Raw genomic sequence first — 18,084 nt, 5'->3', positions numbered from 1 at the left:
GCGAATGACAAGCGCAGCAGAATGCCGTGCGACCGTTGTTGTAGTTCAGCCCGGTGGTAAAAACTTCGCAGCCGCGACCAGCTCGTCGATCAGATGATTAATGCCAGGATAATTCGCGAATAATTTATGAAGCAAATCGCTATGGCTCGCGACCCAACGGCCCAAGATTTCGATGCTTTTAACCGCAGTTGCCAGAGCCCCTGCCCCAGCCACGATGCCTGAGGCAATTTTACCCCTGTTTCGCAAAATGGAGGAGAAGACAGCCAGCGGAAGGTTCTTGACGGTCTCGAAATAGCGTTGCGCACGGCGAGTGTCGAGCGCCGCGGTATCATCAAGCCCTTCGGCCATCTCCTCTACAATCCCAGCCGCCTTGGAGGAAAGCACCCCGTCCTCAACTGAGTCTCGGATCACGCTGCCCAGCTCGCCAATGGTGGGCGAAGGATCAGGTTGAAATGACTTTTCGCTGAGGTCTCGCAACCGCTGCTCAAGCCTGGGATCGGCGTGAACCATCGCCCAGTAGGCCGTCGGGATGGCTTCGAGAACAACCACGATTTCCCGTGTCACGTTTGGGAGACGCGACAGATCCTCGGCACTGCGAAGTTCAATCGCCATGGCTTCGGCCAGTTTGATGCCGCGTTCAGCGCGCTGCATAAAGCGTCCGATCCGAAGATCAACCGGGGCTGCCCCCATCAACTCCTTGATTTGAGAAAGGATAGGGATCAGTGAGGTTGCCTGATTATGTCCCACACACAGCCTGATTGCGTCATCGAGGGTGTCCTTGAGCTCGTCATGGCTATCCCGTGCCTCGCGGGTAGTGCTCAGTGAGCTGGCGCCGGCCAGTTCATCAATCTCGAAAGCACCATCGGCGCCCTGCTTAAAGGTGAGCCCCACCTCGCTCTGAGGAATGACTTCCAACGAAGATGACACAGGCATACCACTGCCCGGCCTGTCGTCGGCCAGTTCGCCCGCCTCGGGGGGAACGCGCCGCAATTCTTCTATCCACCCACCGATCTCGGCGTTGATCTGTTCAACAGGAGCGCGCCACCATGCGGGTGGCTGCGCGAAAAACCGGCGATGAAATTCCAAATCGGCTTCTTGCGAAGGGAAATCGAAACTGGTTGGTTTTCCAGCGAGGCGCCTGTCATACCAGGCTGTCCAGAGACCATGCCCATACTCGCCCTCCTCAAGCGGAGCCCGCACACCCCTCCAAAGCTTGAGAGACCACTCAGGTTGAGTGCTCCACCACAATGGACTGTCAATCAGGGCATCAACGGCCATGCCGTCGGAGAGGGCTTTCAGATCTGCATCGACCTGGCCCCACAGTTGAACCCTGACCATCTCAGCCCGGATATCTTTCAGCGCTTCCGAAAACCGGTACACGACAGCGGAAAAGCCGGGATTGTGAGCAAGCTCTCCAGCAGCAATGAGCTTAAATTCATCGATCGCTGAAGTGAAGACTGCGACGGCTGCTTCGCAGGCCTTTGCTGCGTCGCGCAAGGCATCTGCCTCATACGAAGCACGCATCGCATCGGCAACATGCTCAAAGGCCTCAAACACCCCATTACCCTGCCAGGTCATCTGGTCCTTATGCAGAATCGCGGCCTTGAGCCCTCCAAGCGAAACGCCATCTATGTCGTAACGGATCAGCGCGCTCATCAGCAGGCCGGCAGGGAAGATTGGCCATGCGATCCCAAACGTCAGCGGCCTATTCTCCCGCAATGGGATCGAAATAAGACCCAGAGGCAGGCTGCGAAGCACCATGCGCAAAGCTATGGCATCACGCCAGGCACGCGGCTTTCCGGCGACCCGTTCAATCAACCTTGCCGACGGAGCTTTGTCTCTCTCCTCCTTTTCGCTGGTAACTGGTGGTGCCTGCGCTGACTGAACGCCTCCCTCGACCTCATCGAGGCTGAGGCTGAGGCTTTCAGTGTCCCTGGCATAGATATCTTCGGCTGCCTCTGCCTGGAGGTCCACGCCCCATTCCATGATAGCATCGTTCACGCGCTTGAGGCCACCGCGCTCAACCTGCCAGAAGTCGTCATCAGCTGCGATAAGCCGCGCAATCATTTGTCGGTCAAGGCCAGGTGGCAGTCCCCATTCGTTCGGTTGGCCGTCGAGCCGCCAGTCATACCAATGGTTCCAGCACGACCAACTGTCGGGTCCGGCAAGCCAAAAGCCATATAGGCCTCCAAGCGAGGCTTCAAACCAGCCCGGGCGCGGCGTCGCCCACAATGGTCGATTGAGTAGTCCCAGAGCATCATCGCCGTGCGCGTCGCACCAGCGACAGTCATCAGTGACAGCTTCAAACATGCCCTCGAGGTCGAGTACGGATCGGGCCGCACTCAGAGCGATCAGGCTAGCGTTGGTGCGGCCTTCGATGGCCGCGTCGGCAGCCTGCAAGGCAAAGCGACTGGCCTGAAAGACTTTGCGATTGGGATGGAAATCGTGCTGATCATTCAGCGCTCGTTGGACAGCGTCACGAGCTGCTTTGGGATCGGGCGATCTCAGGGCCGCACGGACGATCGCCTGGTGACGCAGGCGGGCAAACAGCATCTGCTGCGTGCGCTCGTCGTCAGAATCATTGGGAAACCCTAAAAGACTATAGGGGACGAGACGCAGCGACATTCGCGAGACAATCGCGGCTGCAAGCCAGGGATGCTTGTCGGAGAGCCAGTCATGAAATGCCGTCAGATCAAATTGTTTAGCCACACCACATCCCCATCGGCTCTTGTACGGCAGACGGCCGCGAAAGGAGGCGCTTCCGCGGCGCCCAATTCATTGAGGCAGGCTCTTGCGGCATGCAGCTGGCACGGCAGCTAATCAGGCCTCTTCGCTCCAGTGTGCCTCCCAATAGGGTGAGAGCCTTATAGCCTGCATCAAGCGGTTGACGATCAGCATCAGTTCGAGAAATTGAACGGGATCGATTTTGCGAGCATGCATTACCGGCCGGCGCCAGACATTGAGGCGCTCCAGATCGACCTTGAAACCTTCCTTGCTCACAAAAATGGGCTCGAACAGCCGCCAGTTGTTGTTGCTGGTCACAATCGTAATCAGATCGCCCAGGTCGATAAAAGTAATGAGATCGCTGGAGGCCTCACCACCAGCGATGGCTTCCGATCGTCGCTTGCGGGCACGCCTAAGAACGTCACCATTGACGCGTTGCTTGAACCAATGGGCTGGATCGAGCCCGTCATTGACATGGGCAGCCTGCAACACGCTCGCGACAAGTTCGCGCATGGCGTTTTCGAACACCGAGAGAACGCGATAAGCGCCGACATTGGGGTAAGAGGCCGAGAGGCGAATATTGAGATTACCGACCTCGATGATGGCTGCTGGTGCGGATGCACCGATAGCGGCCTCGGCGAGGCCGCTTTCGACCATCACTTCGACGACATCAGTATGACGCGCCTCGATCAGGCCGGGATCGACCTGTGCGTCCCGGTAATAGTCGCTGCGGACGGACTGCCGACGCCAAAAGCGTTCAGGCAGATCAGCACGCGTCGTCCATTCACCGAGCAAGGTACCTGCAGCCGCAAAGCCAGCGGCACTGTGCGGTCCGATGACGTCGAGCGATCCGGCCAGCACCGACATTTTCGACAAGGTCAGTTCAAGCGCCGGCTTGCGCTGCATAAGCAGGGCCAGGCGGGGTGAGATCGCCGCATTGGTGAGCCCGAGCTTGGAAAAGGCAGAAAGGCTGTTGGTCAGGCTGGAAAGTTCACTGCCGAGCGAACGACGCAGGGCATCGGAGCCGAAGATCAGGTCCAGGCGGGAACGCTCGCTGAGCTGGTATGTCCATCGGCTGCTGCGGGACAGTTGGCTCACAAGCCCCAAGTCGAAAGCCGGCTTGTGGCCGAACATGCGCAAAGCAGAAGAAGCGCTGTCGGTGAGGAGGCCACGGGGGAGGAGGTGCTGGTTGCGGAGCATCTTGCCAACCGCGCCCAGCGCCTCTGGATCGGTCTGCCAGCTGCGCATCATAGACTGAAGCGCAGGGGATCGGGCAAGAGCGTTCTGGTCATACAGCAAGGAGCCGAGCGTAGTGCCTGGGAGCATTGCGCCAAGTTTTCGGCCGAGCGCCTCCCGCTCAACGGGCTCAACCGTCTCGGCGGGAGTTGCCGAGACCGGCAGACCATGGCTCACAGATGCTGCGTCAGCATCGAGGCCATTATCGGCATCTAACTGGGCCTCACTCGCATCGAAAGGAGGCGTAGGCGCCTCGGGCGTGTCCGACCTTTCATCCCCGCTTTTCAATGCGTACCTCCCCCCTTGGCAAAATCACATAGTGTGCTCCGCGAGCCCATCTAATCGCTCAGCGCCTCCTATTGCAAGGCGCGAAAATCAGAGACTTGGCGGAGAGATTAACCACATCATCGCCATGCCTCATTCTTTGAAAAGCGGAGTTCCGGAATGGGGACGGATGTCGATTGCACTCGACCCGATGCACATAGGAAACCACCACGCTCGGGATCTCCCCAAGCGGGCTCCTGCCGGTTTTCAAGCAGCCCGAGATCGCACCCAACGGCACGTTTAGCGAAGGAGGATGACTCGTCTAGCGGATAAGCTTGATCCGATCCTGCAGCGCGAGGGCATTTCGGAAGCTTTTGCCAGCCAATTCTGCTGCAATCGAGATCACCGCATCGCGAACAGTCTGGTTTTGCTGCAACTCGGCGCCGTTTTCGTTAATTGTAGTGTCAAGCAAATCAATCAGAGCTGGGCCGGCCCGCTCGCGATAAAAGCGGCTCAAGAGGGGCGCCTTCGCCACGGCAGCCGCGATCCACACGATGCCCTCCAACCGGAGCGATGCTGCGAACTCCCCGCGAAGGAAATCTGCGAAGCCGGCAAGATTGTCCTCTTCCAGACTTAAATGGATCTCAGCCCATAGCTTGTAGACATCCTTCAGCCCCTCCAGCGTCTGCAATCGCTCCTGGAGCTTCGCCAGAGAGCCGTTGCCGAACCCAAGCAGCAACCGCAAATAGCCCTCTCCATAAAACCAGCGGTCGCGCTCGTGCCAACCCTGGGCAAGGGCGAACACGATCATGTCTCGCCACACGCTTCGAAATCTCTGGTCATCACAGGTGCCCGCCAAACGCATGAAGGCGTTGATGAACTGCTCAACTGCCACATGAGCGTCATTGCCCAGCGCGAAGACCGCTTCCCACAGGTCCGGGGCTTTCTCGACCGGGCCGACCAGAAGCAACGATGCAAATTTGGAAAGGAGACTGTAGCCTAGGTCGCTCGGGAGCGGATATTCTCCCTTCTCGTTCCGACGCGACTTCATCTCCCTGACCTCAGCACCCCAAAGGTCCAAGCAAAGACGAAATTCCGTCGCCACCTCATTGGGCCCAAGTGGGTGCTCGCGGTCCAGGAGCCATTGGAAAAGGGTGTTGAGGAAATGTCTTTCGACCCCTGCCGACACCCGGTCTTCAGGCGCGCGGTAACGCCGGCTGGTCTCTTTCGATGCGACCGCCTTTCGCCACCCGTCTGCCTCGAGACGTTCATAGCCTTCGATGACCCGGGACACTTTAATCGCATGCGCAGAAGCTGGGACGCCGCGGATTTTCATCCGACGGAACCGAGCGAGCCATTGGTTCCAGACAGCAGCGCCAATGCCATCGTCGGCTTCGCGGGGAGCAAGCATTATGAGTGCAGACCAGAACAGTCCAACTTGCATCAAGCGCCACCAGGCATCGCCCAGCGAGGAGCGATGCTGAAAGGCCGCGTCACGGACAATGCGTATTGCCCGATCCTCGCCGCTCGACAGAAACCTGACGACCAGAGGCTCCCAGATATCGAGATTCTCCTCGTCGTGCAGCCATAGCTGCATAATCGCCGAGCCCCACAGAACCATGTCCTCGTCAAATGTGCCTATTCGATAGCGACGTACGCCATTCGCATCATCAGGCAGTGAAAGGGCCGCCTCCTTCACCACATCGCAAACTTGCCTGAAAGCCTCGGCTTGCCTCGATATCCACTGATAGCAGCAGCAGATAAGGACCGAGGACAGGGCAATCACATTGCGAGCCTTGATGCTCTCATCGAGCCCTGTCCCGGCCTGAACATTTGCCAGATGGTTTGCTAGAGTCGTAGCGCTCTGATCATCAAACTTGACCCCATTCTCGATCGAAGAGCGACACTTATAGGGCAGTATAGCCGCGCCCCTATCGGTGTCGTCGTCCGTGCTTTGACGTTCATATTCCTGGAGCAGGATTTCGGGGCATTCGAACACCAACTCGGCCTCGCCGTCCGTGGTGGGCTCCGATAAACGATAGTTGTCCCGGTCGAGCGATGCCTGCAAGATGCTGAGGTCCAGCGCGCGTGCCGGAACATCAGGGATTTCCCATGCGGATGTCGAACCTTTGAGATCGGATGCGAAGGCGGGATCCGCTTTCAGGCGTGCGACCGCGACATCGTTCAACGTAAGCTTGCGATGCGCAGCAAACGCCCATCCCTTGGCAAGTTCGAAAACAGCGTCACCAAACTTCGCCCAGTTCCACCCGATGAAATTTTCATCAATCACCCTCACCCGGTAGTCATCCCACATATAGATCGTGGGATTTGAGAGCACAGGCGCGAGCGCTCCGGACAGCAGCTTCGGCTCGAATTTTGCAACATTGACGAGGACACCGAGAACGGCGGTCGACCGCCCCTCTCTCAACAAACGCTCGATATAGGCGGTGCAATCACGCCCATTCGTCAATCTTACCGTCAGCCAGCGTTCTAGTGCATCCAGCGCTGAAAACAGCGTGCCGTTATGCATGGAATTTGTCTGGCCCCACCTGAACATCCCGCCGTCGCCGCGATAGGTGATCGTCGTGTTACCGGCAGATAGCTCGATGCCAGCTCTTGGAAAATCAGGATCATGGCGCGGGCCGGCCACCCAGCGCTCGACCGCGAAATTGACCAGATCGATGAGCGCGCCAAGCGCCCCGTCCGGCGATATCTCAAGGAAAGAGAAGAATGGGCTTTTCCAGAATGCAGTAGGATAGGCATCCCTCTGATAGGAAAAGCCCAATTCAGGCTCAAGCTGGAGCGCGGAGTTACGATCCTCGTGTGGATTATCATCCAGGTGAAGGGCTGTGATCACCTCAGCGGCCGCAGCTGGATTGACCCGCATCAGCGGCCAGAGGGCCTCGCTCTTGAAGTTCAGCGCTTCAAAGTCGTGATCAACCCTGCGCTGCGGGCCAAGTGGCCATGCGGGGCGGGATCGGCGCATCGAGATCGACATCGGGGCCCTGGCAGCATGTCTTCTCTCCTGCCCCGCCCTATAGACAGGGTCAGTACGCATGCGTTCCTCTCGCTCCTCCGCCTTCCGGCGCCGCACCTCGATGACGCGATCGCTCACGAAATCGGAGATGTCCCGGCGCCCTGCCATTTCGAGAGCCCATTGCGCCACCTCATCGGGAAGGTCAGGCGCTCCTGCCAGAGCCGCCGAAAAGAATGGCGGATCTTCACCGATATGGATCGTCCCGCTTGCCCGGTCTGCCTGGACCACCCGTGCTGTCCTGAGCGCAAGCTGTGCAAAATCCCGACGAAAGGGGGTGGCGATGCTGCCGATGTGAGTTGGTACACCATTCAGCCATGTGGCGCAGACATCGGAAACGGACGGAAGCATGAGATCAGCGACACGATCTTCATGCCGCGCTAAAAACATTGCCACTCCAGGCCATAAGCCGGCTACCACCGTCCGGTAGTTGGCATCGAAAAAGAGGCCTCCAGGAACCGTGGCGCCAAAAAACGCGGGCGCTTGGCTCGGCACCGTGGCAACATGCTGGAACCGGCGAAGGAATTTGTTGAGCCATTGCCCCCGGTTGGCCAGGAGGAACTCGGCACGCTCCTCCAGTAAGTGCTCTGCCTCCGGGTCCAGGCACAGCGCATCGAGCAGGACATCCAGTGCGAGAGGGGGTTTTCCCTCCCACACCAAACGAAAGGCTTGGTCCCATGCTGTTTCCTCGCCCCGTGGTTCCCGCAAGAGATGTTGCCCAAGCATGCGTAGGGCGCCTGCCCAAAGAGGATTGGACGCATATGCAGCCCATGCCGGGACATCCTCGGAAATTTCCTTGAGATATTGAAACCTTGCCCAATCGGCGGCCAGATCGTGCTCGAATGCGATCCGATTGTGCCTCACGGTCAACGGCAATTGTGAGGGCCTGCTTTGCAGGATGGTCGCGTCAGCCCCCTCAAGCTGTGATATCGCGAAACTGCGTTCGAACGAGGCTTCTCGTTTGGCCAGCCGCATCATCACCCCTTGCAGATCGATCCGGCCGGCCGTCCAGAAGTGCCAGAGATGATCGGCAACCGCAGCATGGGAAGCCGGGGCGTCTGTGTTGCTGCCCAATGTATCGGCTGCGCTCATGAACCAGAACAGGGTTCGAAGGTTACTGAGGGCCGCAACCGTCTGATCATAGGCGACAAGCCAGCGCAAAGATGGGTTAGAGCAGATTGCCTCCCTCACCTGCTGGTTATCGAGCGGATCGAGAGGAAGCGCTTCTGGCGGAGTTTGCCCAAACAGCTGCCGGCATGTTGCCGACCAGCTTTGCGGCTGACTGGTCAGGACAATGCTCCAGCTTGATGCAGTGCCGGCATCCCGAGGAACGAGAAGATCGATCAACTGCTTCGCCGCAGGCAGGTCGGCCGCAGTGAAGCGTTCAGCAGAGTCCAGCACCAGCACATTGCGCGGATGGCCGGTGGCGTTCAGAATTTCGGGTAGTGGATGGGAAAGCGGCAGCAACGATCGCTTTGCGGCACTCAGTGCCGTGTTGAGTTCTTCCGGGCCAAGCCAGACCTGGTGCCAGTCCGGGAAGCGGTCGTCGAGGGCCTGCTTGACAAGAGCAGATTTGCCGACACCTGAATCTGCCAGGACGACTGCAACGTGCGCCTGCTTTAAAACCCTTTCCAACTCTGCATAGCGTTCAGATCGATCGACCCTATACCCGGTTGGAAGAGTTGTCTGGATGTCAGCCCGATAATCACACGTGAGGTTTTCCAGGGTGGTCCAGGACGCCGCATAATCAGGATGCGCCTGGAGGGCATAGCTGCTCCTGAGCTGGTGCCAGAGATCCGAAAGCAACAAAGTGCCCGAACCCAGCCGTGTATCTCGGGCTGCACCGATGATCGCCCGCCAAAGCGTGAGTGCCTCGGCCCGATCACGATTGGCCAACAAATGCCGGCACTGATTGATCGCGTGGGATGCATCCTTCGATTGCGCCAGCTGGAAATCGAAAGGCAAAATGTGAAGATGCCGGATGATTTCGACAGCTTCTTCCTCAGAAGCAGTAGCATGATCCGGCGCGTTACGCAGGCTGTCAAACACTCTCTGGTGCTTGCCAGAGGCATTGATCCGCCTGAGAACAAGGGCTAGGTCGCGACCTTCACACCATAGCTTAATGTCGGCCCAAGCCGTTTCGAACTGGGCATTCGAGCCTCGTGTCGCCAATGCGAGCTGATCGGTCTCGCGATCGAACGGCCCGGTTTGCTCACGCCATTGCTTTAAAATGAGGCCGGCGAAGTCAGGCGGAAAGCCGTTGCGCGACACCTGCATATTGCTCTTGCAGGAGATTGCGAGACTGCGCTCTTTTCCTGCGCAAGTGGTGGTCACAAGAAGATCATCGATCGCCCAGCCCAACGCCCCGACTTGCGACTGAATTTGGAGTCCTTTGCCTTCAAGAGCCGGCAGGGTTTCCCCGGAGAGCATCCAAAGCAAGGCCCAGGCTGCCACCTGATCTTCGAAATCAAACCCCGGGCCAGCAGTTGAGCGGGTGGTGGCAACTCGCTTGCGCACGGAGCCAGCGGTGTCACGCTTCAACAATTTCTGCTTCGAGCCTGCGCCGGTCGTTTTCTTTGCCATCTCCATCTTCGTACACGAGCCCGCTCACTATGCCAATTGCCCGGCTTCAATTGCTTGCACTCTCGTAAGCGTGGTCCGGGAACCGCCCTTCATATCGCTCTACGACAGGTAGAAGTTGGGCGATGTTCGGTGGACTATGCACTGCATCTCCCATCAAGGACCTGTCACGACCCATGGTGACTCGGATGATCCCTCGATTCGCATGATCTAGGCGAAGCCAAGTGAACGATCGGAAGCTGTCTTTCCGGAGTGTGCAACGAAGCTGCCGTGTAGCGAACTGAACCAACGGCAGCTTGAGCGCTCTTCGCCCCTGAAAGCCGTACTTCCGGATCGTTGTCTAATTGATATTCTCATGGGCATTCCTTTTCCCGGTGCCAACGGTTGTCTTCGAGGTCATCGAACAGCGTTTGATAGCAATGTGTCCAAGCCTTCATGGTCGCGGCCAGGCGAAAGGGGGGACGTCTCTGGGTCCAACTCGAGGTTGCACCTCTACGGTCCGGGCGAGATCGTCCAGGCATGGCTGACCGGGAAGAAGGACGCTGGTTTCATGCCCAGCGAAACTCCGTCTCGTTCAGCCAAAGCGAATGAAGCAGTACAGCCAGCTTGCGGGCAACCGCAATCTTGGCGCGCTTATTGCCTTTGATTTCCGCAAGATTTTGCCCCCATTGCTGGAGCGCAAAAGGCCTTTTCACCCTGGACAGCATTATATTTGCCGCCTCATAGAGAGATCGCCTCAGCATCGGATCGCCGGCTTTGGAAATATGCCCCAGCACATCACGGTCACCCGATTGGCTTCGGCGCGGCGCCAGGCCTGCATAAGCGCCGACATCTTCGCTTCGGGCAAAGCGATGCGGATCTTCCACGCTGGCTGTGTATGTCAGGGCCGTGATTGGGCCAACGCCAGGGACGCTCATCAGCCGCACGCACACCGGATCCGCCGCCGCTCGCCCCTCCAGCAGGCGATTAGAAGCGCGCAGCTGCTCCTCCATGACCTCGATGCTGGCGATAAGCGGCGCAAAAAGGTCTGCGAGATCGGGGCGCTGCCGGAAAAGAGCCGCCAGACGTTCGGTGCGTTTTCCGGAGGTGGTGACCTTGCCCATCCGCAAGCCGAACAACTTCAGTAACCCGCGTAATTGGTTAGCCATCGCCACGCGCGTGGTGACCAGCTGCGCACGGATCCGCAGCGCAGCCCGGTCGATATGCGTTGCGGATGCTTTCATATGAACGCGCTTAAACCAGCCAGTGCGGGCGAGCTGCGCCAATCCCTCTGCATCATGCACATCGCTTTTGTTGACCCGCGCGGACAGCACGCCCTTGGCATGGCGGGCACAAATACACGCGACGGGCACTTCGCGTTCGGCCAGACCGTGGTACAGAAAGGTCGATAAGGGACCCGTTTCCAGGACCACCCGCGCTAGATCAGGACAATGCTTATTGAGCCATTTGGCCAACGCATCGGGATCGCTGGCCACGACATCGCGTTTCAACACCGCACCATCGGTGTCGACGATACAAACGTGCGTGGTCTTGTCACTCACATCCAATCCGGCATAGATCGACATCGGTCACCCTCCTGCATTGAAGCGTTCATGCGACTTCGTAACATCCAGGCAGGGTGGCTACATCAATTACGCGGGGTCCAACGCAGCGGACATTGACATGACCTAATCAGCAGCGAAACTATGCCGATGTGCAACCTCTATCGCCTCCGCACCGGCAAGGCCGAGATCGCCCATATTTTCGGGGCCGAGGTGCCTGTGGGAACGAATATCCCCGCTGAAGAAGTCTTGCCGAACTACCCCGGCCTGGTGACCAATGGCACAGACTTTAGGGTGATGAACTGGGGTTTCCCCAGGGTTGGACGGGGAGCGCAGGACCAAAAGCTGGCGCCCACACCAACCAACAACGCTCGTGACGACAAGCTGCACACCGATTTTTGGCGCGAGAGCTTCGAGCAGCGTCGCTGCCTGATCCCGCTCACCCAGTGGGCTGAGCCTCAAGGACGGAACAAGCGCATGACCCGCACATGGCATAGCCTGCCGGGCGGCGAGCCCTTCGCCGTTGGCGGGATCTGGCGAAACACCGATCTCTGGGGGAACTGCTACTCGATGGTCATGGTGGAGGGCTCTCCCCAGATGGCTGAAGTGCATGACCGAATGCCGGTGATCCTGCACCGCGAGCAATGGGAAACTTGGCTGCATGCACCGCCTGCCGATGCCTTTGCCCTGTGCAAGACCTGGCTCGGCAAGCTGGTGATCGAACAGACCAACGACCGCTGGGTCGATGGCACGCCCAGACCGACCTATGCGGAAGAGATCGCGGAGCTTCCCCTTTTCGGGGGACAAAAATCCTAACTCCCTCAATCGAGCCATTTCATCGCGCTTGACGAATCTCGGCCACAGACGGAACATAAAGGGAACTAAAGAGTCGTTTTCCTATGCCCCAGCCTGCCGCCCTCCCTGCCGTCTCGCGTAAGAAGCTCGCCACCCTGCGTGCCGAGCTGGCGGGCGTGCGCAGCCTGCGCGGACCGGTGCTGCCCTTCGACGTGCCCATGCTCGACGACCGGATGGCGGCGGGCGGCGTTGACGGCGCAGGCCTTCACGAGATCGTTGCCGCCTCGTCCCGCCTTGGCGACGACGCCGCTGCATCGCTGTTCGCCGCAGGGATCGCCGCACGCTTCGCCAGCAAGCCCGGCTTTACTGTGCTCTGGGCCCTGTCCCGCTTCGATCTCTACGCCCCTGGCCTGGAACAGGTCGGCCTCGGACCGAGCCAGCTCCTTTATGCCCAGGGCAAGAACGACCAGGAGGTGCTGGCGGTCACCGAGGACGCTTTGCGCGACGGCTCGCTCGCCTGCGTGATCGCCGAGGTCAAGGCGGCCGACACGACCGCCACGCGCCGGCTCCAGCTGGCGGCCAGCGATGGCAAGACACCCATGCTGCTCTACCGCCGGCACCGTTCGCGCGATCAGTGCCCGCTCACCACCAATTCCTCGGCCATGACGCGCTGGCGCATCGGCTGCGTGCCATCCCTGCCGCCGCTGCATCCCGGCGTCGGCCGCCCGCGCTGGTCGGTCGAGCTCGTCCGCCAGCGCGGCGGCAATCCCTTTTCCCTCGATCTGGACGCCTGCGATGACAAGGGTAGCCTGTCTAACCCTTCCCTTTCTGTCGATCGAACGGCTGCGCCGACTGGAGCAGCCAGCCGGGCGGCTTGAGCCGCTGCTGGCCCCCTCGACCGCCATCGAACCTATCGACGATGATCCCGGCGCCTGCTCGGTTCCACGCGGCGGTGGCTGGCGCCCCGGTGCGCGCTGGGCCCGCGACGGCGCGCTTGGAGGGCGGGCACCCTCGCAGGCCGAGCTTGACGCCCTGCCCGCCCATCAGCGGCCGACCATGCGCGAGATGGGCCGACGTAGCGAGCATGCCGACCATCCCTTCAGGACGCTGCCGGGCGACGACGGCGGGCGCGCGCCGCCTGCCAGGGCCACCTCCAGCTCTCCAATGCAGGACCAGCGCCTGACCTGGGCCAACCTGTGGGGCAGTCCCATGGTGCTGATCGCCCGCACCGGCCAGAAGGAGGTGATCGCCGCTGCCTGTCCCGTCGCCATCAGCCTGGGCCTGCATCCCGGCATGGCCGCCGCCCATGCCCGCGCGCTGGTGGCGGATCTCGATGTGCGCGACGCCCAGCCCGAGGCCGATCAGGCCTGGCTCGACCGTCTGGCGCTCCATGCCGTTGGGCACTGGACGCCCACCGCTGCAACCTCGGGGCAGGACGGGCTCTGGCTTGACCTGACCGGCAGCAGCCATCTCTTCGGCGGGGAGGAACGCTTCTGTCGCCGCCTCCTGCGTTTCCTCGCACGCCTCGGCTTCTCGGCGCGCATCGCCATCGCTGGCACGCCGGGCGCGGCCCATGCGCTGGCGCGTTACGGCGGCGAGGCCATCACACTGGTCGAACAGGGCCGGGAGGCCCAGGCCATCGCCGGCCTGCCGGTCGCGGCGCTCAGGCTGGCGCCCTCGGCACTGGAGGCAGCCGCCCGCTTCGGGTTGGAGCGGGTGCGCGACCTCTATGGTATAGCGCGCGGCCCCCTCGCCCGCCGTCTGGGCCTCGCCACTGTCCAGCGCCTCGATCAGGCGCGGGGCGTCGTGGCCGAACCCATCATTCCGGTGGTGCCCTTCGAGCAGCCGCAAGCCGAACTCCGCCTGCTCGAACCCATCGGCACCGCCGAGACGATCAATCAGGTGATCGGCGATCTGGTCAATGATCTGGTCGCCCAGCTCCAGGAGCGCAGGCTGGGCCTGCGCGCCGCCGTGCTCACCTGTCTCGTCGTCGATGGCGGCGAGCAGCGGATCGGCATCGGCACGGCGCGGGCCAGCCGGGATGCCAGGCACCTCAAGCGCATGCTGGCCATGCGGGTCGACCGCATCGATCCGGGCCTCGGCATCGAGGCGATGACGCTGTCGGCCCAGCGGGTGGAAGACCTGCAGCCCGAGGCCATGCGCGCCGATCTCGGCACCGGGGACAGCACCCCCGATCTGGCGCCGCTGGTGGATCAGCTCACCGGCCGGATCGACAGTCAGGGCCTGTTCCGCATGGGACTCAAGGAGAGCGATGTGCCCGAGCGCGCCACGCGGCGTCTCGAACCTCTGGCGACCCCGAGCGGCTGGCCTGGCTGGAAGCGCCCCGCTCGGCTGCTCGCCCGGCCCGAACCGCTCGACCGCGTGGTGGCCCTGCTGCCGGACCACCCGCCACGCCGCTTCGTCTGGCGCGGGAGCACCTATCAGGTGACTTCGGGCGAAGGCCCCGAACGCATCCATGGCGAGTGGTGGAGGAGCGCCCGCGAAATGTGGGCGGTGCGCGACTATTTCATGGTCGAGGCCCATACCGGGGAGCGTTTCTGGCTGTTCCGTCGGGGCGACGGGGTGCAGGCCGATACCGGCGATCTCAGCTGGTATCTCCACGGATTGTTCGGCTGATGGCGACCTATGTCGAACTTCAGGTGACCAGCCACTTCTCCTTCCTGCGCGGCGCGTCGGCACCCGAGGAGCTGTTTTCCATGGCCATGGCACAGGGCCATACGGCGCTGGGTCTGGCCGACCGCAGCAGTGTCGCCGGCGTGGTGCGTGGCTGGGCCGGGCAAAAGGACACCGGCGTGCGGATGATCCCGGGCGCAAGGGTCGATCTCACCGATGGCCGTGCTCTCCTGCTCTATCCCATGGACCGCGAGGCCTGGTCCCGCCTTACCCGCCTGCTCTCGGTCGGCAAGGCACGCGGTGGCAAGGGCCGCTGCCTGCTCGACTGGGGCGATGTGAAAAGCCACGCCGAGGGCATGATCGCGATCCTCGTTCCCGATGCGCCGGACGATCGGACCACCGCAGACCTCACCGCCCTGGAGGCACTGTTCGGGCAGCGCGGCTATTGCGCCCTCTCCTTCCGCCGCCGCCCGGGCGATCTCGCGCGGCTTCACCAGCTCAACGCCCTCGCCCGCAAGGCGGGGTTGCGCAGCGTAGCGACGGGCGATGTCCTCTATCACACCCCGGAACTGCGCCCACTACAGGATGTGCTGACCGCCATCCGCGAGCACACCACCATCGACGCGCTGGGCTACCGCCGCGAGCGCTTTATGGATCGCAACCTCAAATCCCCCGAGGAGATGGAGCGACGCTTTGCCGCCTTCCCCGATGCCATCCAGGCCAGCGCCGATATCGCCGCGCAATGCCGCTTCGATCTGGGCGAGATCCAGTACCAGTATCCCTATGAGCAGGTGATGGAAGGACGCAGTGCGCAGGAGGCGCTGGCCGACCTCACCGAGGCGGCAGGGCTCCGGATGTTCCCGGGGGGCCTGCCTCCTGCCTATCGCGCCCAGATCGATCATGAGCTGAAGCTGATCGGCCAGCTCGGCTACGCGCCCTATTTCCTGACGGTCAACTCGATCGTGGCCGAGAGCCGGCGGCGGGGGATCCTTTGCCAGGGGCGCGGGAGTGCGGCCAACAGCTGTGTCTGCTATCTCCTGGGCATCACTTCCATCGATCCCATCCAGCATGAACTGCTCTTCGAGCGCTTCGTCTCGGGCGAGCGCAAGGAGCCGCCCGACATCGACGTTGATTTCGAGCATGAGCGCCGGGAAGAAATCATCCAGTGGATCTATGAGACCTATGGTCGCCACCGCTCGGCGCTCACCGCCGTCGTCACCCGCTACCGCACGCGCGGCGCCGTGGCTGAGGTTGGTAAAGCGCTGGGCCTGCCACGCGATCTGACCAAGATGCTCACCGGTCTGGTCTGGGGCTGGTCGGTCGACGGCATCTCCGATGAGCAGATCGAGAGCCTCAACCTCAATGCGAACGATCACCGCCTGCGCCTCTGCCTCGACCTGTCGCGGCAGCTCATCGGCACCCCCCGCCATCTCTCCCAGCACCCCGGGGGCTTCGTGCTGACGCAGGACCGGCTCGATGATCTGGTGCCAATCGAGCCTGCCCGCATGGAAGATCGGCAGATCATTGAATGGGGTAAGGATGACATCGACGCCCTCAAATTCATGAAGGTGGACGTGCTCGGGCTGGGCATGCTCGGCTGCATGAACAGGGCCTTCAACATGCTGGCCGATATGAAGGGCATCGCCATAGGGATGGCTGATCTGCAGAAGGACGATCCCGCAGTCTATGCCATGATCCAGAAGGCCGACACGCTGGGCGTCTTCCAGATCGAGAGCCGCGCGCAGATGTCGATGCTGCCCCGGATCAAGCCCGCCAAGTTCTATGACCTCGTGATCGAGGTCGCCATCGTGCGCCCCGGGCCGATCCAGGGCGATATGGTCCATCCCTATCTGCGGCGCCGTGAAGGCAAGGAAAAGCCGGAGTATCCCAAGCCCGAGTTGCAGGCGGTGCTAGAAAAGACGCTCGGTGTGCCGCTCTTTCAGGAGCAGGCCATGAAGGTGGCCATCGTCGGCGCCGGTTTCACACCCGCCGAGGCCGACCAGTTGCGCCGCGCCATGGCCACCTTCAAGATGACCGGCGGTGTCTCCCATTTCTACGACAAGCTGGTCAATGGCATGGTCGCCCGGGGCTATCCCCGCGATTTCGCCGAGCGCACCTTCAAGCAGATCGAGGGTTTCGGCTCCTATGGCTTCCCGGAGAGCCATGCCGCCAGCTTCGCCAAGATCGCCTATGCCTCTTGCTGGATGAAGCACCATCATCCCGATGTCTTCTGCGCTTCCTTGCTGAACGCCCAGCCCATGGGCTTCTACGCCCCGGCCCAGATCGTGGCCGATGCACGCAAGCATGGGGTCGAGGTGCGACCAGTTTCCATCAACGAAAGCCACTGGGACTGCACGCTCGAGTACACCAACCGCCGACATCTCGCCGTCCGGCTCGGCTTCCGGCAGGTGCGCGGCCTCGCCAATCTTCACGGCGCCCGCATCGTCGCGGCGCGGGGCAACGCTCCCTATGGCAGCGTCGAGGAGGTCTGGCGCCGGGCGGGCGTGCCCCGCGCCGCCATCGAGCGTCTGGCGGAGGCCGATGCCTTCGCCGCCGTCGCCCAGGATCGGCGTCAGGGCCTGTGGAAGGTCAAGGGCTTGGGGGAAGCGCCCCTTCCCCTGTTCGCTGCCGCCGATGCCCGCGAAGACCAGTTCTCACCGGAGGGCATCGAGCCGACCGTCAGCCTGAAGGCGCTGACCGAAGGCCGCGAGGTGGTCGAGGACTATCGCTCGATCCAGCTCTCCCTGCGCGCCCACCCGGTCAGCTTCCTGCGCGAGGAACTGGCCGCCATGAAGGTCGTGACCTGCGCGGATCTCCAGACCATCCGCGACGGGCGCAACATCGAGGTCGCAGGCATCGTGCTGGTGCGCCAGCGCCCAGGGTCGGCAAAGGGCGTGCTCTTCGTCACCATCGAGGACGAGACCGGGGTGGCCAACGCCATCCTCTGGCCCGACCGCTTCGAGATCTACCGCCGCCAGATTATGTCCTCATCGATGATCGCGGTACGCGGTCGCCTGCAGAAGGAAGGCGAGATCATCCATGTCATCACCGACCGGATCACCAGCCTTGATGATATGCTGCGCTCGATCGGGCGCGCGGATTTGAAGCTCGCGCCGGGACGCGGCGACGGCGCTGCTCATGGCGGTGGACCCGATCCACGCGATCCAGGCTTTCCCAAGGGGCGGGTTCTGGCCGCACCGACCTTTCGAACTGACGGCAAGCAGGACGAGATCCTGCCCATCCGCAGTCACGATTTCCATTGAAGCGGCCTCAGGC

At 61.5% G+C, this 18,084-nt stretch carries 8 protein-coding genes; 4 read left to right on the top strand and 4 right to left on the bottom strand.

Annotated elements, in window-relative coordinates; translation table 11 throughout:
• Window positions 1-45: 45 nt before the first annotated feature.
• The 4 genes from HGK27_RS08745 to HGK27_RS08730 form a co-directional block, all read right to left on the bottom strand.
• Window positions 46-2,709, bottom strand: coding sequence for a hypothetical protein (locus HGK27_RS08745; RefSeq protein ID WP_206240179.1), 2,664 nt, complete (start codon window positions 2,707-2,709; stop codon window positions 46-48).
• 111 nt (window positions 2,710-2,820) lie between these two features.
• Window positions 2,821-4,248 carry a hypothetical protein gene (locus HGK27_RS08740; protein ID WP_206240178.1) on the bottom strand — a complete coding sequence of 476 codons (1,428 nt, stop codon included), beginning with the start codon at window positions 4,246-4,248 and terminating at the stop codon, window positions 2,821-2,823.
• A 298-nt stretch (window positions 4,249-4,546) separates the two neighbouring features.
• A complete protein-coding gene (locus HGK27_RS08735; RefSeq protein WP_206240177.1) occupies window positions 4,547-9,841 on the bottom strand; it encodes a hypothetical protein in 5,295 nt (1,764 codons plus the stop codon).
• A 545-nt stretch (window positions 9,842-10,386) separates the two neighbouring features.
• Window positions 10,387-11,403, bottom strand: coding sequence for an IS110 family RNA-guided transposase (locus HGK27_RS08730; RefSeq protein WP_206240176.1), 1,017 nt, complete (start codon window positions 11,401-11,403; stop codon window positions 10,387-10,389).
• A gap of 120 nt (window positions 11,404-11,523) precedes the next feature.
• Between HGK27_RS08730 and HGK27_RS08725 the strand changes: the two genes are divergently transcribed.
• The 4 genes from HGK27_RS08725 to HGK27_RS08710 all read left to right on the top strand — a co-directional run bounded on the left by HGK27_RS08725 (window position 11,524) and on the right by HGK27_RS08710 (window position 18,071).
• Entirely contained in the window at window positions 11,524-12,195 is a 672-nt protein-coding gene (locus HGK27_RS08725; RefSeq protein WP_322099024.1) for an SOS response-associated peptidase, read from the top strand.
• 83 nt (window positions 12,196-12,278) lie between these two features.
• Complete coding sequence (locus HGK27_RS08720) at window positions 12,279-13,052, top strand: ImuA family protein (RefSeq protein WP_206240175.1); 774 nt, start codon at window positions 12,279-12,281, stop codon at window positions 13,050-13,052.
• Window positions 12,970-14,811, top strand: a complete 1,842-nt coding sequence (locus tag HGK27_RS08715; protein ID WP_206240174.1) for a DUF6504 family protein — start codon at window positions 12,970-12,972, stop codon at window positions 14,809-14,811. Before HGK27_RS08720 ends, HGK27_RS08715 begins: the two co-directional genes overlap by 83 nt.
• Window positions 14,811-18,071: an error-prone DNA polymerase gene (locus tag HGK27_RS08710; protein WP_206240173.1), complete on the top strand. Its 3,261-nt coding sequence runs from the start codon at window positions 14,811-14,813 to the stop codon at window positions 18,069-18,071. The genes HGK27_RS08715 and HGK27_RS08710 overlap by 1 nt, the downstream gene beginning before the upstream one ends.
• The last annotated feature ends 13 nt before the right edge of the window (window positions 18,072-18,084 follow it).

This window comes from Novosphingobium terrae, from assembly GCF_017163935.1.
Classification (GTDB): Bacteria; Pseudomonadota; Alphaproteobacteria; order Sphingomonadales; family Sphingomonadaceae; genus Novosphingobium; species Novosphingobium terrae.
Note: the sequence above shows the minus strand (reverse complement) of the source record. Positions and strands in the feature narration are given on the sequence as shown.

Excerpts from the sequence above, each read along its gene's own strand:
- HGK27_RS08735 (WP_206240177.1), bottom strand. The coding sequence starts at position 9,841 with ATGGCAAAGAAAACGACCGGCGCAGGCTCGAAGCAGAAATTGTTGAAG.
- HGK27_RS08730 (WP_206240176.1), bottom strand. The coding sequence starts at position 11,403 with ATGTCGATCTATGCCGGATTGGATGTGAGTGACAAGACCACGCACGTT.
- HGK27_RS08725 (WP_322099024.1), top strand. The coding sequence starts at position 11,524 with ATGCCGATGTGCAACCTCTATCGCCTCCGCACCGGCAAGGCCGAGATC.
- HGK27_RS08720 (WP_206240175.1), top strand. The coding sequence starts at position 12,279 with ATGCCCCAGCCTGCCGCCCTCCCTGCCGTCTCGCGTAAGAAGCTCGCC.
- HGK27_RS08715 (WP_206240174.1), top strand. The coding sequence starts at position 12,970 with ATGACAAGGGTAGCCTGTCTAACCCTTCCCTTTCTGTCGATCGAACGG.
- HGK27_RS08710 (WP_206240173.1), top strand. The coding sequence starts at position 14,811 with ATGGCGACCTATGTCGAACTTCAGGTGACCAGCCACTTCTCCTTCCTG.